Source organism: Streptomyces sp. NTH33 (assembly GCF_003236365.1).
Taxonomy (GTDB): Bacteria; Actinomycetota; Actinomycetes; order Streptomycetales; family Streptomycetaceae; genus Streptomyces.
Genome location: NZ_POTZ01000077.1, coordinates 1 through 21016 on the forward strand (window position 1 = coordinate 1; position 21016 = coordinate 21016).

A 21016-nucleotide genomic window follows, 5' to 3' on the forward strand; every position below is an offset into this window, starting at 1 on the left:
CCTCGGGACATGGGACCGGGCGGCTCGCGTCCGGCGTGGCGGTGGCGGCGGAGGCTTCGGGCCCGGAACCGGCGGCCTCGGTACGGTGGGACTGAGGCCGGTGAGGGCGGGGGCTGGTCCGGGTTGTCAGTCGGGCGGTCCACAATGGTCCGCGTCAGATCCCGTCACGCTTCAGCAAGGAGCCGGCAGCGATGGCCCGCCGCAGCACGAAGACCCCGCCGCCCGACGACTCGTACGAGGAGAAGATCCTCGACATCGACGTCGTCGATGAAATGCAGGGCTCCTTCCTCGAATACGCGTACTCGGTCATCTACTCCCGCGCCCTGCCGGACGCCCGGGACGGCCTCAAGCCGGTGCATCGCCGCATCGTCTACCAGATGAACGAGATGGGCCTGCGGCCGGAACGCGGGTACGTCAAGTGCGCCCGCGTCGTCGGCGAGGTCATGGGCAAGCTCCACCCGCACGGCGACGCGTCGATCTACGATGCCCTCGTGCGCATGGCGCAGCCCTTCTCCATGCGCGTCCCCCTGGTCGACGGCCACGGCAACTTCGGCTCGCTGGGCAACGACGACCCGCCCGCCGCCATGCGGTACACCGAGTGCCGCATGGCCGCGGCGACGTCCCTGATGACGGAGTCCATCGACGAGGACACCGTCGACTTCGCCCCCAACTACGACGGCCAGGAGCAGGAGCCGGTCGCCCTGCCGGCCGCCTTCCCGAACCTGCTGGTGAACGGCGCGTCAGGCATCGCCGTCGGCATGGCCACGAACATGCCCCCGCACAACCTCAACGAGGTCATCGCGGCCGCCCGCCACCTGATCCGCAACCCGAACGCGGACCTGGACACCCTGATGAAGCACGTCCCGGGCCCGGACCTGCCCACCGGCGGCCGGATCGTCGGCCTGTCCGGGATCAGGGACGCCTACGAGACGGGCCGCGGCACCTTCAAGATCCGCGCGACGGTCTCGGTGGAGACGGTGACCGCGCGCCGCAAGGGACTGGTCGTCACCGAGCTGCCCTTCGCCGTGGGCCCGGAGAAGGTGATCGCCAAGATCAAGGACCTGGTCGGCTCGAAGAAGGTCCAGGGCATCGCCGACGTCAAGGACCTCACCGACCGCGAGCACGGCCTGCGCCTGGTCATCGAGATCAAGAACGGCTTCGTGCCGGAGGCCGTCCTGGAGCAGCTCTACAAACTGACGCCGATGGAGGAGTCCTTCGGCATCAACAACGTCGCGCTCGTCGACGGCCAGCCCCTCACCCTGGGCCTCAAGGAGCTCCTGGAGGTCTACCTCGACCACCGCTTCGAGGTCGTACGGCGCCGCAGCGAGTACCGCCGCAGCAGGCGGCGCGACCGGCTGCACCTGGTCGAGGGCCTGCTCACGGCGCTGGTGGACATCGACGAGGTCATCCGCCTGATCCGCTCCAGCGAGAACTCCGCGGAGGCCAAGCAGCGCCTGATGGAGCGCTTCTCGCTGAGCGAGGTGCAGACGCAGTACATCCTCGACACGCCGCTGCGCCGTCTGACCAAGTTCGACCGCATCGAGCTGGAGGCGGAGAGGGACAAGCTCACGGCGGAGATCGAGGAGCTGACCCGGATCCTGGAGTCGGACGCGGAGCTGCGCAAGCTGGTGTCGACCGAACTGGCCGCGGTGGCCAAGAAGTTCGGCACGCCGCGGCGCACGATGCTGCTGGAGGCGGGCACCGTCCCGGCCGCCGCGGTGCCGCTGCAGGTGGCGGACGACCCGTGCCGCGTCCTGCTGTCCTCCACGGGCCTGCTGGCCCGTACGACGAACGGCGGGCCGCTCCCGAAGAACACGGACGGCAAGCGGCACAAGCACGACGTGATCGTCTCGGCGGTCGCGGCGACCGCCCTCGGCGAGGTGGGCGTGGTGACCTCCGCCGGCCGCCTGCTCCGGGTGAACGTCATCGACCTGCCCCAGTTGCCGGAGACGGCCTCGGCGGCGAACCTCTCCGGTGGCGCCCCCCTGGCGGAGTTCGTCACCCTGGAGGACGACGAGAGCGTGGTCTGCCTGACCACGCTGGACGAGTCGTCGCCGGGTCTGGCGCTCGGCACCGAGCAGGGTGTCGTCAAGCGTGTGGTCCCCGACTACCCTTCGAACAAGGAGGAGTTGGAGGTCATCACCCTCAAGGAGGGCGACCGGATCGTCGGCGCGGTCGAGCTGCGCACCGGTGAGGAGGACCTGGTCTTCATCACGGACGACGCCCAGCTCCTGCGCTACCAGGCCTCCCAGGTCCGCCCGCAGGGCCGCCCGGCCGGCGGCATGGCCGGCATCAAGCTCGCCGAGGGCGCCAGGGTCATCTCGTTCACGGCCGTCGACCCGGCCGCGGACGCGATCGTCGTCACCGTCGCCGGCTCGCGCGGAACGCTGGACGACTCCGTGCAGACGACGGGCAAGGTCACCCCGTTCGACCAGTTCCCGCGCAAGGGCCGGGCGACCGGCGGTGTCCGCTGCCAGCGGTTCCTGAAGGGCGAGGACTGCCTGGCCTTCGCCTGGGCGGGCCCCACGCCGGCCCTCGGCGCCCAGAAGAACGGCAGCCCGGCCGAGCTCCCGGACGTCGACCCGCGCCGCGACGGCTCGGGCGTGTCGCTGCCGAAGACGTTGGCGGTGGTGGCGGGGCCCGCCTAGGCCGGAGGTTCCTCCGGGTACGGGTCCTGGAGGCCGGGTTCCCCGGGGGCGTGTTCCTCGGGGTCCCGCACGTAGCGCAGGACGCCCCACATGCCGTGCTCGTCGGCGTGCGGGGCGTCGTCCTCGCACCCCTCCAGTTCCTTGCCGAGGGCGCCGGTGTCGATGCCGGAGCCGATGAGCACGAGCTGGGTGAGGCGGGGCTCGCCGTCCGGCCAGGGCTCCGGGTAGAAGCGCAGGAACCGTCCCACGGCGTGCACGGCGTAGCGGTTGCGGGGGTCGTGGGGGCCGAAGTCGACGTACCCCTTGATCCGGTAGAGCCCCTCGGGGCGGCTGTCGAGGAACCGCATCAGCCGACGCGGGCCGAGCGGCACGTCGGCGACGAAGGAGAGGCTGTCGTAGCCGGCGTGCAGGTGCCCGGCGTGGCCGCTGTCGTCGCCGCCTTCGTGCAGGTCGTCGAAGGACAGCTGCCCGACGCGCTCCTCGCCGGACCTGCAGTCGAAGAGGAACTCGGGGTCGACACGGCCGTAGGAGGCCGGGACGACGGCGGCCCCGTCGACGAGGGACGCCGCGAGGCCGAGCACCCTTTCCACGTCGGCGGCCCGGTCGGCCTTGTTGACGACGACGAGGTCAGCGAGCGCGAGATGCCGGTCGAGTTCGGGGTGGAGCGCGCGGGTGGCGTCGAACTCGGCGGCGTCGACGACCTCGACGAGCCCGCCGTAGACGACCCTGGGGTTGTCGCTGGCCAGCACCATGCGGACGAGCTCCTGGGGTTCGGCGAGTCCGCTGGCCTCGATGACGACGACGTCGACACCGGCGGCGGGGCTCGTGAGCCGGTCGAGGTACACGTCCAGCTCACTGGCGTCGACCGCGCAGCACAGGCACCCGTTGCCGAGGGAGACGGTGGAGTCCCCGAGCGCTCCCGCGACCGCCATGGCGTCGATCTCGATGGCGCCGAAGTCGTTGACGATCGCGCCGATACGGCTGCCGCCGCTGTGGTGGAGGAGGTGGTTGAGCAGCGTGGTCTTCCCCGAGCCGAGGAATCCGGCGAGGACGACGACCGGGATCTGCGGCACGGCAGGGCTCGGATCCGCGGGCGGACTCACACTCGGGTGCGGACTCGGGTTCCGGCTCGGCTGGCTCACCGTACGACCTCTCTCACGCCGACGCGTGCACCGGCTCATGACCGCGGTGCACGCACGAAGTTGGAATGCCGACCAAGGATACGGACCGCCCGGCGGCGTCCGTCCCGCGGCGGATCACCCCGCGGCAGGAAGCAGCTCGCCCTCCGGTCAGGTTAGGCTCACCTGTGTGAGTACGTGCTCGACCGTCTCCCGGCAGCTCGACGAGCCGCTGGCCGCCACCGCGCCCACGGCGACGACGTGGCTGCTGCTGGAGCAGCCCGGCCCGTGGGGTGTCAAGGCGCTCACCTCGAGTCACCTGGACCCCGCCGTCGGCCGTGCGCTGGAGCGGGCCGCGCAGGGCACCGGCGTCCGCGTCGCGCTCATCCGCCGCCCGGGCCGCCACGCCGACCGCCGCACGACGTCCGTACGGCATGTGTACGCGGCCCACACGGTTCCGGGGAACGTATGGCTGCACAGCGCCACGACCGCCGACCCCGAGCGGCTGCTCGGCCTCGACTTCGCCGCACTGGGCAGGGGTGACCACCACACCTTCGACGCGGCACTGCAGGGCGCGCCCCACACAGGCGATCCGCTCACGCTGGTGTGCACCAACGGCAAGCGCGACCGGTGCTGCGCCCTCCTCGGCCGTCCCCTCGCGGCCGAGCTGGCCTCCTCCGGGGTCCACGGGGTCTGGGAGGTCACGCACCTGGGCGGCCACCGCTTCTCGCCGACGCTCCTCGTGCTGCCGTACGGCTACGCGTACGGGCGGGCCGAGGCGCACGCCGTCAAGGGCGCCCTGCACGGCGTGCGGGAGGGCCGGGTGGTCCTCGAGGGCTGCCGGGGCCGTACGGCCTGGGAGCGGCCCGGACAGGCCGCGGAGCTGGCCGTGCGGCAGGCGGTGGGCGAGTACCGCGCGGACGCGCTGAGCGTCGTACGCACCGACGGCGCCGCGCCCCGCTGGGAGGTGACCGTCGCCCACACCGACGGGCGCCGCTGGCACGTGACCGTGGTCCAGGGGACCGGCGGTCCGCCCCGACCGGAGAGCTGTGGCGCGTCGGTGCTGGGCGGGCCGGCACGCATGGACGTGGTCGCCGTCCGCGAACCGGCGGGCACTTGGCTCGCCGGATGACGGCACCGCCACGCAGCCGGAGGTCCACACCGCACCCGCTGCGGCAGCCCGCCCCGGTCGACGTACCGTCATGGGCCATGAGTTCTCCGTCTCCCGCACGCCGCCGCCGGCTCCGCCTGCCACGCCGGGTGTTCTCACAGGTGCTGCTGATGCAGTTGGCGATCGCCGCGGGAGTCGCGGTGCTCGCGACCGGGCTGTTCCTCGCGCCGCTCGGCCGTCAGCTGGACGAGCAGGCGATGCGCCGCGCACTCGTCATCGCGGCGACCACCGCCGAGAACCGGCAGGTCGTGCGGGATCTGCGGAAGACCGCTCCGAGCGTCGACGGACCCGTGCAGCGGGAGGCGGAACGGATCCGCAGGGCGACCGGCGCCGAGTACGTCGTGGTGATGGACGCACACGGCACGCGCTGGTCGCACACGGATCCGAAGCAGATAGGCGAGCACGTCTCGACGGACCCCAAAGCGGCCCTGGCCGGGCAGAGGGTCATGGAGATCGACACCGGCACACTGGGACGCTCGGCGCGCGGCAAGGTGCCGTTGTACGACGACGACCACCGCATCGTCGGGGCGGTCTCGGTCGGCATCGCCTACGACAGCGTGCGCGCCAAGCTGATCGACGCCATACCGGGACTGCTCGCCTATTCCGGCGGGGCCCTGGCCGCCGGCGCGGCGGCCGCCTGGCTGATCTCCCGGCGGGTCCAGCGGCAGACCAGGAACCTGGCGTTCTCGGACATCGCGGCGCTGCTCGCCGAGCGCGAGGCGATGCTGCACGGCATTCGGGAGGGGGTCGTGGCGCTGGACCGCGGCGGCCGCGTCCGGCTGCTCAACGACGAGGCGCGGCGTCTGCTCGGCATCGGCGACGAGGCGCTCGGCCGCTCGCCCGACGAGGCGCTCGGCGAGGGCCGTACGACCGATGTGCTGGCCGGGCGGGTGACGGGCACCGACCTGCTCACCGTGCGCGGACAGCGCGTCCTGGTCGCCAACCGGATGCCGACCGACGACGGGGGCGCCGTCGCCACCCTGCGCGACCGCACCGAGCTGGAGCAGCTGGGCCGGGAACTGGACTCGACGCGCGGCCTGATCGACGCCCTGCGCGCCCAGGACCACGAGCACGCCAACCGCATGCACACGCTGCTCGGGCTACTGGAGCTGGAGATGTACGACGACGCCGTGGAGTTCGTCGGGGAGGTGGTCGGGGACCACCGGGCCACGACGGAACAGGTCACCGGGAAGATCCAGGACCCGCTGCTCGCCGCCCTGCTGGTCGGCAAGGCGACCGTGGCGGCCGAGCGCGGGGTCGCGCTGTGGCTGTCGGACCGTACGCGTCTGCCGGACCGGCTGGTCGATCCCAGAGGACTGGTGACGGTCGTCGGGAACCTGGTCGACAACGCGCTCGACGCCGTCGCGGCGACTCCCCACGCGCGCGTGGAGGTCGAACTGCGCGCCGAGGGACGCGCCGCCGTCCTCAGGGTGCGCGACACCGGGCCCGGCGTCCCGGAGGACCAGCGCGACCTGATCTTCACGGAGGGGTGGTCCACCAAGCGGCCGCCGACGCACCGCAACCGCGGCATCGGCCTGTCCCTGGTGCGCAGGCTCGCCGAGCGGCAGGGCGGGACCGTGACGGTGGGCGAGGCGCACGGCGGCGGCGCGGAGTTCACGGTCGTCCTGCCCGAGGCGCTCGCCGAGGCGGAGCCGGCCCCCGGATCCGCACTCGCCACCGCCGCTGGGACCGCCGCCGAGACCGCCGCCGGGACCGCCGCCGGGACCGCCGAGGAGGAGCCGCGATGATCGAGGTCCTGGTCGTGGACGACGACGTCCGGGTCGCGCGCGTCAACGCCGCCTACGTGGAGAAGATGCCGGGCTTCCGCGTCGCGGGCGCGGCGCACAGCGCGGCCGAGGCGCTGCACCGGCTGGAGACGCTGCCGCGGCTGGACCTGGTCCTCATGGACCACTACCTGCCCGACGGCACGGGCCTGTCGGTCGTCCAGGAGATGCGGCGCCACGGCCACCGGGCCGACGTGATCATGGTGACGGCGGCCCGGGACGTGTCGACCGTACAGGCGGCGATGCGGCACGGGGCGCTGCAGTACCTGATCAAGCCGTTCGCCTTCGCGGGACTGCGGGCCAGGCTGGAGGCGTACGCGGCGCTGCGCCGCACCCTGGACGGCGGCGGGGAGGCCGAACAGGCCGAGGTGGACCGGATCTTCGGGGCTTTATCGGCGCCGTCGGAACCCGGGCTGCCCAAGGGGCTCTCCCCCGCCACCGCCGAACTCGTCCGCCAGTGCCTGATGAAGGCCGACGGACCCCTGTCGGCCCGGGAGGTCGCCGACCGGACCGGGGTGAGCCGGCCGACCGCCCAGCGCTACCTCAAGCTCCTGGAGCGCACGGGACGCGCCGGGCTGACGCTGAAGTACGGCGACGCGGGCCGCCCTGAGCACCGTTACGTGTGGGCGGCCCGCGCCTGAGGACACGGCTCCGGGGCGGGGGAAGAGACCGTGCCCCCTGTGCGTACGGATGTCAGCCGGCGGCCTTCTCGACGAACTCGGTGGTGTACGTCTTGCTCAGGTCCACCTTGGCGTTCTGGATGTTGGGGTTGAACGCCTTGAGCACCTTCTCGACGGTCTCCGGGCCGTTCTGAGGCATCACGCCGTCCTTGGTGAACATCGGCAGCGTGCTCTTGATCGCCTCCGCGTAGAGGGTCTTGTTGCCCTGGGAGTAGTCGGCGGGCATCTTGGCGGCGATCTCGTCGGCGCTGTGGGTGGACATCCACTCGAGCGTCCTGACGAACGCGTTGGCCAGCTTCTGGACGGTCTCCTTGTGGCTGTTGACCCAGTCGGTTTGCATGTACAGGCTGGACGACGGGTACGGGCCGCCGAGCGCCTCCTGCGAGCCCTCGGGCGTCCGCATGTCGACGAGGATCCTGCCGGCCTTCTTCTCCAGGATCGTCGCGACGGTCGGGTCGGTCGTCATGCCGCCGTCGATGGAGCCCTTCTCGAGCGCGGAGATGAAGGTCGGTCCCGCGCCGACGGCGACCGGGCTGAACTCGCTGACCTTCACGCCGTTCTTGACCGCGAGGTACTTGGTGAGGAAGTCGGTGGAGGAGCCGAGGCCGGTGACGCCGAGCTTCTTGCCCTTGAAGTCCTTCGGTGAAGTGATTTTTCCGGCCGCCTTGTTGGAAACGACCTCCACTTCCCCGGGGGCGTGTGAGAACTGCACCACGGACTGGACGTTCTTGCCCTTGACCTGCAGGTCCAGGGTGTGGTCGTAGAAGCCGACGGCGCCCTGGACCTGGCCGGAGACGAGCGCGGTCTCGGCCTGGACACCGGCGGGCTCGCTCAGCAGTTCGACGTCCAGGCCCTCGTCGGCGAAGTAGCCGAGGCGCTGGGTGAGCATCGCGGGCAGGTAGATGACCTTGTCCAGGCCACCCACCATGATCTTGACGTGCTCGCCCTTGCCGCCGCCCCCGCTCCTGCCGGAGTCGGCGGTGGAACTCGCCGCGTCGTTGGCGCAGGCGGTGAGGGAGGACAGGGCGAGCAGGCCGGCGGCGGCCGACGCGGCGAATCGGGCGGACTTGCGCATGGCGGTTCACGTCCTTGTGAGAACTGGTGAGGACTTGCGGAAAGGCGGTGCAGGGGAAAGGGAACTGCGGGGCGGCGCCGGCCGGTTCAGTCCCCGGAGTCCGCCGGTTTCCAGCGGAAGATGCGGCGCTCGGCGAAGGTGAGCAGTCCCTCGGCGACGAGCGCGACCGCGGCGAGGATGACCATCGCGGCGTACACACCGGCCGCGTTGAAGGTGCCCTGGGACTGTGCGACGAGCAGGCCGATGCCCTTGGTGGCACCGATGTACTCGCCGACGATGGCGCCGATGAGGGCGAAGCCGAAGCTGACGTGCAGGCTGGTGAAGATCCACGAGGTCGCGGACGGGATGACCACCTGCAGGGTGACCCTGCGGTCGCTCGCGCCGAGGATCCGCGCGTTGGCCACCAGGTTGCGGTCGACCTCCCGGGCGCCCTGGAAGGCGTTGAAGAACACGGGGAAGAACACGAGGACCACGGCCGAGGCGACCTTGGAGACCGGTCCGAGCCCGAACCAGATCACGAAGATCGGGGCGAGGACGATCCTCGGGATGGAGTTGAGCACCTTGATGTAGGGGCCGAGGACATCGGCGAGGAAGGTGACGCGGCCGAGCGCGATACCGAGGATCACACCGGCCACCACACCGAACACCCAGCCGAGCAGCGCCTCGTAGAGCGTGTACCAGATCTGCTCGCCGAGCGAGCCGAGCGCGGTGCCGTGCGTGATCCAGGTCCAGATCTGGTCCCAGATCCTCGAGGGCATCGAGAAGTTGAACGGATCGATGACCTCGGCCCGGGAGAGCGCCTCCCACAGGCCGAGCACGGCCACCAGCACCAGGACGCGGGCGGAGGCGACGACCGCCTTGCGCCTGCGGGCGGCGCGGGCCCGGGAGTGCGCGCGGTCCGGGGTCTTGACCGTGTCGACGACCGGCGTGCTGAGCACCTCAGGCGACATGGGCGGCACCCCTCTCGCGGGTGATGCGGACCTCTTCGCCGAGCGACTCCCAGATCTCGCGGTAGATGTCGATGAACTCCGTCCGCAGGCGCACCTGCTCGACCTTGCGGGGCCGGGGCAGGCCGATGTCGAAGACCTGCTTCACGGTCGCGGGACCGGCCGTCATGACCACGACCCTGTCGGCCAGCGCGATGGCCTCCTCCAGGTCGTGGGTGACGAAGACGACCGAGGCGCCCGTGCCCTCCCACAGTTCGAGGAGCTCGTCCGACATCAGCGCCCGGGTCTGCACGTCGAGCGCCGAGAAGGGCTCGTCCATCAGCAGGATCTCGGGGTCGTTGACGAAGGTGGCGGCAAGCGCGACGCGCTTGCGCTGACCGCCGGAGAGCTGGTGCGGATAGCGGTCCTCGAAGGCGGCGAGTCCGACCCGGGCCAGCCAGGCGCGCGCCCTCTCCTTCGCCTCCGCCTTCGGTACGCCGCGGAAGCGCGGTCCGGCCATCACGTTGGACAGCACCGTGCGCCAGGGGAAGGTGGCGTCCTGCTGGAAGACGAAGCCGACCTTGCCGCCGACGCCGCGCACCGGCTCGCCGGCCACCAGCACATCCCCCTCGGTGGGCTCCTCCAGGCCGCTGACCAGGGTCAGCGTGGTCGACTTGCCGCAGCCGGTGGGACCGACCACGGCCACGAACTCGCCGCGCCGCACGGTGAGGTCGAGGTCCTTGACGGCCGGGTGCAGGCCCCCTGACGGGGTCCTGAACGTCTTGCTCGCGCCCCGCAGCTCGATGGCGGGGCTGGTGTCTGCGCTCATGGCCGGGACGGTAGATGTGGCCCCGGCCACAGCAGCAGTCTTCTGAGCGCAACCCGTTCTTTTGCTCGCAAGCACCTGTTGTGCTCGTTTTGCTCGCGCTACAACAGCGGAGCCGAACACGGGCGCCGCGCCCGCCTGGCCTTGAGGGAAAGAGGCCCGATGATTGACGTCCTGGTGGTCGACGACGACTACCGTGTCGCCGAGATCAACGCGAAGTACGTGGGAAAGGTTCCCGGCTTCCGGGTGAGCGCCCGCGCGCACAGTGCCGCGCAGGCCCTGACCACCGTGCAGCGCGGTGGCATCGACCTGGTCCTGCTCGACCACTACCTGCCCGACCGCACGGGTCTGGAACTCGTCCACCGCCTGCGGGACCAGGGCATCGGCACCGACGTCATCATGATCACGGCGGCCGGTGACGTGGCGACCGTGCAGCAGGCGATGCGCCTGGGCGCCCTGCACTACCTGGTCAAGCCGTTCACCTTCGTCGCACTGCGCAGTCGCCTGGACTCCTACGCCGCCCTGCGCCGCACCGTCGACCGCGTCGGTGGCCGCGGTGTCACGGGACAGGAGCAGGTGGACCGGATCTTCGGCGCCCTGCGCACCACGCCGACGCCGGCGTCCCCGGGCCTGCCCAGCGGTCACTCGGAGCCGACGAGCGAGCTCGTCTGCCGTGTCCTGCACCGCGCCGACCGGCCGCTGTCCGCCCACGAGGTGGCCGCCCGGACCGGCCTGAGCCGCTCCACCGCCCAGCGCTATCTGCGCCACCTGGAACAGGCCGGACGTCTGCGCCTGTCCCTGAAGTACGGCGACACGGGACGGCCGGAGCACCGTTACGCGTGGGTGGCGCCGTAGCCCTGCCCGGGCCGGCGGTGCGGCCGTACGACGCTGTGGTGCCGGCCGCCGTCACACGGCGCCCGCTCCCGTCAGCGACCGCACCTCCGTCTCCGCGTGCTTGGCCTCGTCCGGCAGTTCGGTCGAGGTGACGGTGCCGAGCCAGCCGGCGAGGAACCCGAGCGGAACGGAGACGATGCCGGGGTTCTGCAGCGGGAAGAGCTGGAAGTCGGCGTCCGGGAAGAGGGAGTCGGGGCTTCCGGAGACCACCGGGGAGAGCACGACGAGCACCAGGGCGGGGATCAGCCCGCCGTAGACGGCCCACACCGCGCCGCGGGTCGTGAAACCGCGCCAGAACAGCGAGTACAGCAGCACCGGCAGGTTCGCGGAGGCGGCGACGGCGAAGGCGAGGCCCACCAGGAAGGCGACGTTGAGGTCGCGGGCGAGCAGGCCGAGGGCGATCGCCACCACGCCGATACCGGCCGCGGCGACGCGCGCCACGGCGACCTCGCTGCGCTGCCGGGCACCGCGGCGCCGCAGGGAGGCGTACAGGTCGTGGGCCACCGACGCCGAGGAGGCGAGCGTGATCCCGGCGACCACCGCGAGGATCGTGGCGAAGGCGACCGCGGCCACCACCGCGAACAGGACCGTGCCCGCCGTGGAGTCCGCGCCGCCGCCCAGGTCGAGGGCCAGCAGCGGGACCGCCGTGTTCCCGGCCGCGTTGGACCCTCGCAGGACGTCCGGTCCGACGATCGCCGCCGCGCCGAAGCCGAGGACGATCGCCATCAGGTAGAAGCCGCCGATGAGCCCGATGGACCAGATCGCCGAACGCCGGGCGGCCCGCGCGGTCGGCACGGTGTAGAAGCGGGACAGGATGTGCGGCAGCCCGGCCGTGCCGAGCACCAGCGCGAGCCCGAGGCTGATGAAGTCCAGGCGCGCGGTCAGGTCCCCGCCGTACTTCAGCCCGGGGGCCAGGAAGGCGTCCCCGTGCCCGCTGCGCTCGGCCGCGGTGAGCAGCAGCCGGTCGAGGTCGCCGTGGAACCTGACCAGGACGAGCACGGTCAGCACGACGGTGCCGCCCATCATCAGGACCGCCTTGACGATCTGGATCCAGGTGGTGGCCCGCATCCCTCCCAGCGACACGTAGATCACCATCAGTGCGCCGACGCCGACGACGGTCCAGGCCTGCGCTCCCCCGCCGGTCCGCCCGAGGAGCAGCGCCACCAGGCTGCCCGCGCCCACCATCTGCGCCACCAGGTACAGAACGGACACGGTGACCGAGGAGGTTCCCGCCGCGATCCGCACCGGCCGCTCGCTCATCCGCGCCGCGACCACGTCGGCGAGCGTGAACCGTCCGCAGTTGCGCACCAGTTCGGCGACGAGGAACAGCACCACCAGCCAGGCCACGAGGAAGCCCACGACGTACAGCACCCCGTCGTAGCCGAACAGCGCGATCAGCCCGGGAACGCCCAGGAAGGAGGCGGCCGACGCGTAGTCGCCCGCCACGGCGAAGCCGTTCTCCATCGGCGAGAACAGCCGCCCGCCCGCGTAGAACTCCTCCGCGGAACCGCGCCGGTTGCGGCTCACCCAGGTGGTGATCCCCAGGGTGACCGCGACGAACGCGCTGAACAGCAGCAGCGCCAGTGTCTGGTGGTCGCCGGTCACGACGCACCGCCCTGGACGCCGCGCGTCAGCTCCTGCGTGTCCCACCGCAGTTCGAGCGCCGCCCGGTCCCGGCGCAGCCGTGCGTGCCGGGCGTAGGCCCAGGCGAGGAGGAAGGTGCTGAGGAACTGCCCGAGGCCGGCCAGCATCGCCACGTTCACCGCGCCCGCCACCGGCCGCGCCATGAACCCGGGCGCGGCCGTCGCGGTCACGACGTACGCCACGTACCAGACGAGGAAGACCGCGACCGCCGGGACGACGAACCGCCGGTACCGGCTGCGCACCTCCTGGAACGCCGCGCTGCGCTGCACCTCGAGGTAGACCTCGGCCGCGGCGCCGCCGGCCGGTCCGGCCCGCCCCTCGCGGCGGGCCGCCGGCACCGGCGCGGAGAGGACTCCCGTGCCGTCCCCCTCGCCCCAGCCGGAGGCCAGTGCGTCGTACCAGGGGTCGCGATACCTCATGTCGTCCGCGCCCCCGCGGGGACGGGCGTTGCTTGACTGCATGTCCAAGGATGGACAGAACGGGAGGATCCCCGGCTTCCCTTCCCCCCGCTCTTCACCCCATCAGGTGACCGAGCGGGCAGGATTCGTCACTATGCGTCGATGCGTGAGCGGTCCAGTGTCGCGGCCGAGCTCGCGATGAACTCCTTGCGGGGAGCCACGTCGTTGCCCATCAGGAGGTCGAAGACCTGCTCGGCGGCCTCGAGGTCGGAGAGGTTGATCCGGCGCAGGGTGCGGTGGCGCGGGTCCATGGTCGTCTCGGCCAGCTGGTCGGCGTCCATCTCACCGAGGCCCTTGTACCGCTGGATCGAGTCCTTGTACCGGATCTTCTTGCTCTGGAACTCGAGCAGCTTGTCGCGCAGTTCGCGGTCCGAGTAGGTGTAGACGTACTTGTCCTGGCCCCTCTTCGGCTGGACCAGCTCGATGCGGTGCAGCGGCGGCACCGCGGCGAACACCCGGCCCGACTCGACCATGGGCCGCATGTAGCGGTGGAACAGCGTCAGGAGCAGGGTCCGGATGTGGGAGCCGTCCACGTCGGCGTCGGTCATCATGATGATCTTGCCGTAGCGCGCCGCGTCCAGGTCGAAGGTCCGGCCCGAGCCGGCTCCTATCACCTGGATGATCGCGCCGCACTCGGCGTTCTTCAGCATGTCCGTGACGGACGACTTCTGGACGTTGAGGATCTTGCCGCGGATCGGCAGCAGCGCCTGGAACTCGGAGTTCCGCGCCAGCTTCGCCGTACCGAGCGCGGAGTCGCCCTCGACGATGAACAGCTCGCTGCGGTCGACGTCGTCGCTGCGGCAGTCGGCGAGCTTGGCCGGCAGCGAGGAGGACTCCAGGGCCGTCTTGCGGCGCTGCGCGTCCTTGTGCTGGCGGGCGGCGATGCGCGTACGGGCGGCGGCGACGGCTTTCTCCAGCACCACGCGCGCCTGCTGCGCGTCGTCACGCTTGGTGGACGTCAGGAACGCCTTGAGTTCCTTGGTGACGACGTTGTTCACGATGCGGCGGGCCGCCGAGGTGCCGAGGACCTCCTTGGTCTGGCCCTCGAACTGCGGCTCGGCGAGGCGGACCGTGATGACCGCGGTGAGGCCCTCCAGGGCGTCGTCCTTGACGATGTCGTCCTCGGCGACGCGCAGCATCTTCTTGGCCCGCAGCACCTCGTTCACGGTCTTGGCGACGGCCTGCTCGAAGCCGGCGACGTGGGTGCCGCCCTTGGGGGTGGCGATGATGTTGACGAAGGACCGCAGCGTGGTGTCGTAGCCGGTTCCCCAGCGCATCGCGACGTCCACGCCGAGTTCCCGGGTGACCTCGGTGGGCGTCATCTGGCCGTGGTCGTCGAGGACCGGGACCGTCTCCTTGAAGGTGCCGTGCCCGGTGAAGCGGAGGACGTCGCAGACGGGCCGGTCGCTCGCCAGGTACTCGCAGAACTCGCTGATGCCGCCGTCGTAGCGGAAGGACTCCTCGCCCTTGCTGCCGCCCTCGCCGAGGCCGTACTCGTCACGGACGACGATGGTCAGTCCGGGCACCAGGAAGGCCGTCTGGCGGGCGCGCTGGTGCAGGGTCTCCAGGGAGAGCTTGGCGTCCTTGAGGAAGATCTGGCGGTCGGCCCAGTAACGCACACGCGTGCCGCTGCGCGCCTTGGGGATCTTCTTGGCCTTGCGCAGGCCGTTCTTGGCCTCGAACCCGGCGTCGGGCCCGTTCCCCGCGAACGCGCCGGGCACGCCGCGCCGGAAGCTGATGGCGTGGGTGTGGCCGCCGCGGTCCACCTCGACGTCCAGCCGGGCGGACAGGGCGTTGACCACGGAGGCGCCGACGCCGTGCAGACCGCCGGAGGCGGCGTAGGAGCCCCCGCCGAACTTTCCGCCCGCGTGCAGCTTGGTCATGACGACCTCGACACCGGACATGCCCGTCTTGGGCTCGACGTCGACCGGGATGCCTCGGCCGTTGTCCCGCACCTCCACGGAGCCGTCGTCGTACAGGACGACCTCGATACGGTCGCAGTAGCCCCCGAGGGCTTCGTCGACGGAGTTGTCGATGATCTCCCACAGGCAGTGCATCAGGCCGCGGCTGTCGGTGGAGCCGATATACATACCCGGGCGCTTGCGCACGGCCTCGAGGCCCTCGAGGACGAGCAGGTGCCGCGCGGTGTAGTTGGAGCTGTCCCGGTCTGCTCCTGCCAGCAGCGCTGTGGACGGCACGGACGTCTCGGCGGTCACGCGGTTCGCTCCTCGCTGAATTTCAAGTGGGGCCCTGATGAACAAGGGTGCGGCTTGGGTCGCCGCTCAGAGGGTACCGAGGCCTGGTAGAGCCCTTGCAACGCAACCCTCGACAGGGACCCAGACTAGTAGAGAGTCGTATGAATGTTCGATCCTTCAGGGGAGTGAAGCACATATCACGTTCCCTTCGGAGGCATGAACCATTTAGGCTCCGGGCACGTCCTCCTGAACAACCGGCAACCCGGCCGGGGAGGATTTGACCATGACCGACAGCGCGAACCCGTAAGACACAGAGAAACGCAATACGGCACATTCGCCGCCAAACCGGCAGCATCCGACCGTCCCGGAGAGATTTTTTCGAGGAAAAGCCACGATCGGGAACGTTTGGGGCTGGTTGGATGTTGACCCTGGTACGACAGCTCGTCGAGCTAGAGAAGAGGCGACGTGACTACTGTTCTGACCCCCGCGAGCCCGCTGACGGCCGCCGATCGCTGCGACCGCTGCGGCGCCCAGGCATACCTGCGTGTGGTCCTGCTCAGCGGTGGAGAACTGCTCTTCTGCGCCCACCACGGCCGCAAGTTCGAGCCGGAACTCAAGAAGATCGCCGCTGAGATACAGGACGAGACCGGGCGCCTGGCCCCTGGCGGCGCGAGCGCGTCCGACCAAGAGCGCTGACATCTGGCACGACGAGCCAGCTCCGGCACAGGCCGGCGAACGGGCGGCCGCTCCTGACAACCAGGAGCGGCCGCCCGTCCTCGTGGCCTGTGACGCCGGTCAGGGCTCGTCGAGCGCCCTGTGCGGCGCCTTGGCGCCAAGGGCCTGTCTCAGCGTCCGTACGACGTCGGACACGCGCGTGTAGACGCCCGGGCTCCCCGCGCGTCCACAGCCGTTCCCCCACGACACGAGCCCGATCAGCCGCCCCCGGGAGACCAGCGGGCCCCCGCTGTCCCCCTGGCACGCGTCCCTGCTGCCCGCGGTCTCTCCCGCACACAGCATGCTGCCGGATATGTACGTGCCGTCCTCGCTGCCGTCCGGATAGGCCCGCTCGCACCGCGTGTCGGGCAGGACATGGACCCGCGCGGCATGCAGACTGTGTGCGTAGGCGGCGGCGCCGGTGGTGTCCCCCCAGCCGTAGACCGTGGCGCTCGTGGCGGGCGCGTACGCCCGGTCGCCCGCGCCCGCCAGGGGGATGACGGAGCTCTGGGGCACCGGCTCGGCGAGGGTGAGTACGGCGAAGTCGCCGGCGTTGGTGCGGGCGTCGTAGTGCGGGTTGACCCAGATGGCGCGTACCCGGATCTCCTTGCCCTGGCGGGAGAGCAGGTCCGTGCGCCCGGTGATCACTTTCAGATCCCGCGTCGGTGGCGCGCCCACGACTTCTCCGGCCAGACAGTGGGCCGCGGTGAGCACTGCTGTCCGGCCGACCGCCACGCCACCGCAGAACTGCCCCGCCCGCGTGCCTCCGAACCGGTCACGGCTGGCGAGGGCCACGGTCCACGGGCTGTGCGACACATCGACGGGGAAGCCGCCGATGACGATGCCGTCGGCGACGGCGGGAGCAGCGGTGGCCGGCGGTATCGCGGCTCCCGCGGCCGCCAGGACCAGCGGCCGGGCCAGTGCCCGGGCAATACGGCGTCGCATGGTGCTCCTCACTCTGGGACGATCACCGGACACCCAGAGTCACGCAGAGCGACGTTCCTCGCGACACGAAGGGCCCGCTCCCCGCCCGGGGAGCGGGCCCTTCGTGTCGCGCTGCCGGACCCAGTCCGATGCCAGACCTAGTCGAGGTAGTCGCGCAGCACCTGCGAGCGCGACGGGTGGCGCAGCTTCGACATGGTCTTGGACTCGATCTGACGGATCCGCTCACGCGTGACGCCGTACACCTTGCCGATCTCGTCGAGGGTCTTCGGCTGACCGTCGGTGAGACCGAAGCGCATGGAGACCACACCCGCCTCGCGCTCGGACAGGGTGTCGAGCACGGAGTGCAGCTGCTCCTGCAGCAGCGTGAAGCTGACCGCGTCGGCCGGGACGACCGCCTCGGAGTCCTCGATGAGGTCGCCGAACTCGCTGTCGCCGTCCTCACCCAGCGGGGTGTGCAGCGAGATGGGCTCACGACCGTACTTCTGGACCTCGATGACCTTCTCCGGGGTCATGTCGAGCTCCTTGGCCAGCTCCTCCGGGGTGGGCTCGCGGCCCAGGTCCTGGAGCATCTGACGCTGCACGCGCGCGAGCTTGTTGATGACCTCGACCATGTGCACCGGGATACGGATGGTGCGGGCCTGGTCGGCCATGGCGCGGGTGATCGCCTGGCGGATCCACCAGGTGGCGTACGTGGAGAACTTGTAGCCCTTGGTGTAGTCGAACTTCTCCACCGCGCGGATGAGACCGAGGTTGCCCTCCTGGATCAGGTCCAGGAAGAGCATGCCGCGGCCGGTGTAGCGCTTGGCCAGGGAGACCACCAGACGGAGGTTGGCCTCCAGGAGGTGGTTCTTGGCGCGGCGGCCGTCCTCGGCGATGATCTCGAGCTCACGCTTGAGCTTGGGGGCGAGCTTGTCGGAGTTGGCCAGCTTGTCCTCGGCGAACAGGCCCGCCTCGATCCGCTTGGCCAGTTCGACCTCCTGCTCGGCGTTGAGCAGGGGGACCTTGCCGATCTGCTTGAGGTAGTCCTTCACCGGGTCGGCGGTGGCGCCGGCCGCCGCGACCTGCTGGGCGGGGGCGTCGTCCTCGTCCTCGTCGGAGAGGACGAAACCGGCGTTCTCGGTGCCCTCGGGCTCCTCCGCGCCCTTGGCCTCCTCGATCACCTCGTCCTCGAGCAGCTCGGCGTCGTCCTTCTTGGCGGCGGTGGTCTTCTTCGCCGCCGTCTTCTTGGCGGCGGTGGTCTTCTTCGCCGCCGTCTTCTTGGCAGCGGTCGCCTTCTTGGCAGCGGCCTTCTTGACGGGGGCCTCGTCCTCGACGGGCGTGTCGGCGGCGGGCGCCTTCGGGGTGGCGGTGGCGGTGGCCTTCCGGGTGGTCACCGTCTTCGCCGCGACCGTCTTGTTGGCGGTGCGCTTGGCCGGACTCTTCGCTGCGACGCTCTTTCGGGTGCGCTTGTTGGGCTCCGCGGCACTGACCATCAGCGTCACACCCTCTTCCTCGAGGATCTGATTGAGGCTGCGCAGTACGTTCTTCCACTGAGTGGCCGGAATCTGGTCAGCTTCGAAGGCCCGACGCACATCGTCGCCGGCGATCTGCCCCTCAGCCTTTCCCCGCTCAATGAGCGCCATGACAGAGACGGACTCGGCGATCTCCGGCGGGAGCGTACGGGATGTGCTGGCCGACACGAACAACCTCTCGGAACGTTGGAAAACGGCTTCCGGCCCCGTCCACAGCGGACAGGAGCCGACCACCGGCCTGGGGATGGGCCGACGGTACGGGCGGGGGCCGGGAAGAGGCACAGCGCCGTGAACGGCGTCCGTATTCCCTCCGCGGCTGTCACCTCTTAGGTCATCGCGTTCTTCCCACGAGCGTTACGCCCAATCCACGTGGCCCGAGTCACACCCCGTAAGCGTGTAAAAACGACCAGAAGTGGGCAGATAAGAGCAGCCGTCGCCACGGACCCGGTCCGATCAGCGACTCTCCCGTCGTTCGCGCACGGACCCCGCCGGGTTCGCGGAGGGTCCGGCGGGGTCCCACGAGAGGCGGCTCACCGTCCGGACGAGCCGCGGAGGACGGCAGGCCCGGCCGTGCCGCCCACGCAGGGACCAGGGTTCGAGCCGGTCAGTGCTCGCGCGGTGCCGGAACCACCCGTTCGACCTCGGGGTGCACCGTGAGCAGTTGGCGCATGGCCCCCTCCGCCGCCGCGCCGTCGCCGGCCGCGAGGGCGTCGACGATCCGCGCGTGCTGCGCCAGCGAGGTCTCGCTGGGCCGGTCGCAGCCCGTGACGGGGCCGCCGGAGACCTGGAGGGCGGCGGAGACGATCCCGGAGAGGTGCTCCAGCATCCGATTGCCCGCTACCTGGATGAGCAGCGTGTGGAATTCGGTATCCGCGCGGGAGAAGGTGAGCATGTCGCCCTGCCCCAGGGCGTGCCCCATGATCTCGACCATGTCGGACAGGCGCTGCTGGACGTCCTCGCGCCCGTGCCCGGCGGCGAGTCTCGCGGCGAGCGGTTCGATCGTCCAGCGCAGCTCGCTCAGCTCGCGGCGCTGGTTGTCACGCTGCGGCCCGAAGGCCCGCCACTCGATGATGTCCGGGTCGAGCAGATTCCAGTCGCTGACGGGGCGCACGCGCGTGCCGACGTTCGGCCGGGCGCTGACCAGGCCCTTGGCCTCCAGGACGCGGAGCGACTCGCGGACGACGGTGCGGGAGACCTCGAAGCGCTGGCCGATCTCCTCGGGCACCAGCGGGCGGTCGGCGCCCAGGTCCCCGGAGACGATCATCTGACCGAGCTGCTGGACGAGTTGGCCGTGCAGCCCGCGGCCGCGGTTGCCCGCGGCGCGGCGGCCCACACGCCCCAGCTCCTGGTCCGCGCCCTCCCAGGCGGGGTTCGCGACGCGGTCGGGGACGGGCGTCTCGGCGTAGGGGTAACGGTCGAGTCCGCCCGGGCCGACGAGACCGGAGTCTGTGGGGCGGGCGGCGGTCATCATGGTGTGCGCAAGGGTACTCACGGATCCTTTGTCGGCGTCGCTTCCAACTGCCTTGAGGTCTTTGGTGAAAAGCACACGAAAGGGTGATCGCTCACTTCGTCGCAATTGACGCCTTATCGAAAAGAAAAGGACTCCCCTCGAGGAATTGCACACAGAGAGCGAGCGGATGGACACAAACAGTGGTCACCGGGTCCTCCCCCTCAGGGTCGTCAGCAGATAAGCGCACAGCAACGCGGTGAGGGACAACGTCAGCGCCCCCCCGACGGGTTGGGCGATCACACGAGCCGCGGCGGCCACGTAGCGATCACCTCCGAAGGGCCACTGCAGCAGGAACGCCTGGCGCAGCCGTGCGGGAAGGCCGGCCGCGTCCCACGCCCTGCCCCCCATGACCGCCTGCACCAGCGGTACGACGAGCACCGGTACGGCCACCACGGACGCGAGCCCGGCCGTGGTGGACCGGAACAGCCCCGCGGCCAGCACACCGGCCCACGCGCATCCGACCACGAGGCCCGTCCAACTCGCACCGAGCGAAAGCCAGTCGCCGGGAACCTGGGTGAGCTCCTGTCCGTACACGACATAGAGCACCTCGGCGTCGCAGCCGACCGTGAGGAAGGCCAGCATCAGCGCGGTGGCGGTGGCGACGACGAGCTTCGCGGCGAGCAGCCCGAGCCGCCGGGGGACGGTCCCCCGGTCCGCCGCCAGCGCGGGGTGGCGGAACTCGTCGCCGGAGGCCAGCGCGCCGAGCAGCCCGGCACCGAGCGCCGCCGGAGGCAGGGGCAGTTGCTGGGGCCACGCCGCGATCAGTCGCGGCTGCGGGGTGTGTCCCATGCGCCCCATGACCAGCGCCGTGAGGGCGGAGACGGCGAGGACGGCGGCACAGGTGACGAAGCCCGTGCCGATACCGGTGGCACGGCGCAGTTCGTAGCGCAGGGGGCGCATGGGACCGGGTGCGGGAC

At 70.9% G+C, this 21016-nt stretch carries 16 protein-coding genes and 1 pseudogene; 6 read left to right on the forward strand and 11 right to left on the reverse strand.

The genetic code is table 11. The features are described 5' to 3' along the window. The first annotated feature begins 191 nt into the window (after positions 1–191). Positions 192–2648 carry a DNA gyrase/topoisomerase IV subunit A gene (locus tag C1I97_RS10625; RefSeq protein ID WP_111002977.1) on the forward strand — a complete coding sequence of 819 codons (2457 nt, stop codon included), beginning with the start codon at positions 192–194 and terminating at the stop codon, positions 2646–2648. Here C1I97_RS10625 and C1I97_RS10630 read toward each other — a convergent pair. Next, entirely contained in the window at positions 2645–3790 is a 1146-nt protein-coding gene (locus C1I97_RS10630; protein WP_441349102.1) for a CobW family GTP-binding protein, read from the reverse strand. The two genes, C1I97_RS10625 and C1I97_RS10630, sit on opposite strands and share 4 nt — an antisense overlap. A 166-nt stretch (positions 3791–3956) precedes the next feature. Here C1I97_RS10630 and C1I97_RS10635 point away from each other — a divergent pair, with 166 nt between their 5' ends. The 3 genes from C1I97_RS10635 (at position 3957) to C1I97_RS10645 (ending at position 7362) form a co-directional block, all read left to right on the forward strand. After that, entirely contained in the window at positions 3957–4898 is a 942-nt protein-coding gene (locus C1I97_RS10635; RefSeq protein WP_111002979.1) for a sucrase ferredoxin, read from the forward strand. A 77-nt stretch (positions 4899–4975) separates the two neighbouring features. Further along, positions 4976–6685 (forward strand): ATP-binding protein, encoded by a 1710-nt coding sequence (locus C1I97_RS10640; RefSeq protein ID WP_111002980.1) that lies wholly within the window; start codon positions 4976–4978, stop codon positions 6683–6685. After that, a complete protein-coding gene (locus C1I97_RS10645; RefSeq protein WP_111002981.1) occupies positions 6682–7362 on the forward strand; it encodes a response regulator in 681 nt (226 codons plus the stop codon). Before C1I97_RS10640 ends, C1I97_RS10645 begins: the two co-directional genes overlap by 4 nt. Before the next feature lie 52 nt (positions 7363–7414). Here the strand turns inward: C1I97_RS10645 and C1I97_RS10650 are convergent, their stop codons facing one another. From C1I97_RS10650 to C1I97_RS10660, 3 genes are all read right to left on the reverse strand, one after another. Then, complete coding sequence (locus C1I97_RS10650; RefSeq protein WP_111002982.1) at positions 7415–8476, reverse strand: ABC transporter substrate-binding protein; 1062 nt, start codon at positions 8474–8476, stop codon at positions 7415–7417. An 86-nt stretch (positions 8477–8562) separates the two neighbouring features. Continuing rightward, a complete protein-coding gene (locus C1I97_RS10655; RefSeq protein ID WP_111002983.1) occupies positions 8563–9426 on the reverse strand; it encodes an ABC transporter permease in 864 nt (287 codons plus the stop codon). Next, entirely contained in the window at positions 9416–10231 is an 816-nt protein-coding gene (locus C1I97_RS10660; protein ID WP_111002984.1) for an ABC transporter ATP-binding protein, read from the reverse strand. The genes C1I97_RS10655 and C1I97_RS10660 overlap by 11 nt, the downstream gene beginning before the upstream one ends. Positions 10232–10390: 159 nt before the next feature. On the opposite strand from C1I97_RS10660, the gene C1I97_RS10665 reads away from it, so the two are divergent. Next, positions 10391–11083, forward strand: coding sequence for a response regulator (locus C1I97_RS10665; RefSeq protein WP_111002985.1), 693 nt, complete (start codon positions 10391–10393; stop codon positions 11081–11083). 51 nt (positions 11084–11134) lie between these two features. Here the strand turns inward: C1I97_RS10665 and C1I97_RS10670 are convergent, their stop codons facing one another. The 3 genes from C1I97_RS10670 to C1I97_RS10680 form a co-directional block, all read right to left on the reverse strand. Next, positions 11135–12727, reverse strand: coding sequence for a solute symporter family protein (locus tag C1I97_RS10670; RefSeq protein ID WP_111002986.1), 1593 nt, complete (start codon positions 12725–12727; stop codon positions 11135–11137). Next, positions 12724–13227: a DUF485 domain-containing protein gene (locus tag C1I97_RS10675; protein ID WP_111002987.1), complete on the reverse strand. Its 504-nt coding sequence runs from the start codon at positions 13225–13227 to the stop codon at positions 12724–12726. Before C1I97_RS10675 ends, C1I97_RS10670 begins: the two co-directional genes overlap by 4 nt. Positions 13228–13316: 89 nt before the next feature. Further along, positions 13317–15440 (reverse strand): DNA gyrase/topoisomerase IV subunit B, encoded by a 2124-nt coding sequence (locus tag C1I97_RS10680; protein ID WP_111002988.1) that lies wholly within the window; start codon positions 15438–15440, stop codon positions 13317–13319. Positions 15441–15884: 444 nt separating this feature from the next. Here C1I97_RS10680 and C1I97_RS10685 point away from each other — a divergent pair, with 444 nt between their 5' ends. Then, the gene (locus C1I97_RS10685; RefSeq protein ID WP_111002989.1) at positions 15885–16115 is read left to right on the forward strand and encodes a DUF7455 domain-containing protein; all 231 of its coding nucleotides are present in this window, start codon (positions 15885–15887) and stop codon (positions 16113–16115) included. A 99-nt stretch (positions 16116–16214) separates the two neighbouring features. Here the strand turns inward: C1I97_RS10685 and C1I97_RS10690 are convergent, their stop codons facing one another. From C1I97_RS10690 to C1I97_RS10705, 4 genes and pseudogenes are all read right to left on the reverse strand, one after another. Beyond that, positions 16215–17078: a serine protease gene (locus C1I97_RS10690; protein WP_111002990.1), complete on the reverse strand. Its 864-nt coding sequence runs from the start codon at positions 17076–17078 to the stop codon at positions 16215–16217. A gap of 137 nt (positions 17079–17215) precedes the next feature. Next, complete coding sequence (locus tag C1I97_RS10695) at positions 17216–18757, reverse strand: RNA polymerase sigma factor (protein ID WP_111002992.1); 1542 nt, start codon at positions 18755–18757, stop codon at positions 17216–17218. Positions 18758–19193: 436 nt separating this feature from the next. Beyond that, on the reverse strand, positions 19194–20081 hold the full coding sequence (locus C1I97_RS10700; RefSeq protein ID WP_111002991.1) for a FadR/GntR family transcriptional regulator: 888 nt from the start codon (positions 20079–20081) through the stop codon (positions 19194–19196). Between the two features lie 162 nt (positions 20082–20243). After that, positions 20244–21016: pseudogene (locus tag C1I97_RS10705) on the reverse strand (ABC transporter); the annotation flags it as partial.

Excerpts from the sequence above, each read along its gene's own strand:
- C1I97_RS10625 (WP_111002977.1), top strand. The coding sequence starts at position 192 with ATGGCCCGCCGCAGCACGAAGACCCCGCCGCCCGACGACTCGTACGAG.
- C1I97_RS10640 (WP_111002980.1), top strand. The coding sequence starts at position 4,976 with ATGAGTTCTCCGTCTCCCGCACGCCGCCGCCGGCTCCGCCTGCCACGC.
- C1I97_RS10645 (WP_111002981.1), top strand. The coding sequence starts at position 6,682 with ATGATCGAGGTCCTGGTCGTGGACGACGACGTCCGGGTCGCGCGCGTC.
- C1I97_RS10650 (WP_111002982.1), bottom strand. The coding sequence starts at position 8,476 with ATGCGCAAGTCCGCCCGATTCGCCGCGTCGGCCGCCGCCGGCCTGCTC.
- C1I97_RS10655 (WP_111002983.1), bottom strand. The coding sequence starts at position 9,426 with ATGTCGCCTGAGGTGCTCAGCACGCCGGTCGTCGACACGGTCAAGACC.
- C1I97_RS10660 (WP_111002984.1), bottom strand. The coding sequence starts at position 10,231 with ATGAGCGCAGACACCAGCCCCGCCATCGAGCTGCGGGGCGCGAGCAAG.
- C1I97_RS10665 (WP_111002985.1), top strand. The coding sequence starts at position 10,391 with ATGATTGACGTCCTGGTGGTCGACGACGACTACCGTGTCGCCGAGATC.
- C1I97_RS10675 (WP_111002987.1), bottom strand. The coding sequence starts at position 13,227 with ATGCAGTCAAGCAACGCCCGTCCCCGCGGGGGCGCGGACGACATGAGG.
- C1I97_RS10690 (WP_111002990.1), bottom strand. The coding sequence starts at position 17,078 with ATGCGACGCCGTATTGCCCGGGCACTGGCCCGGCCGCTGGTCCTGGCG.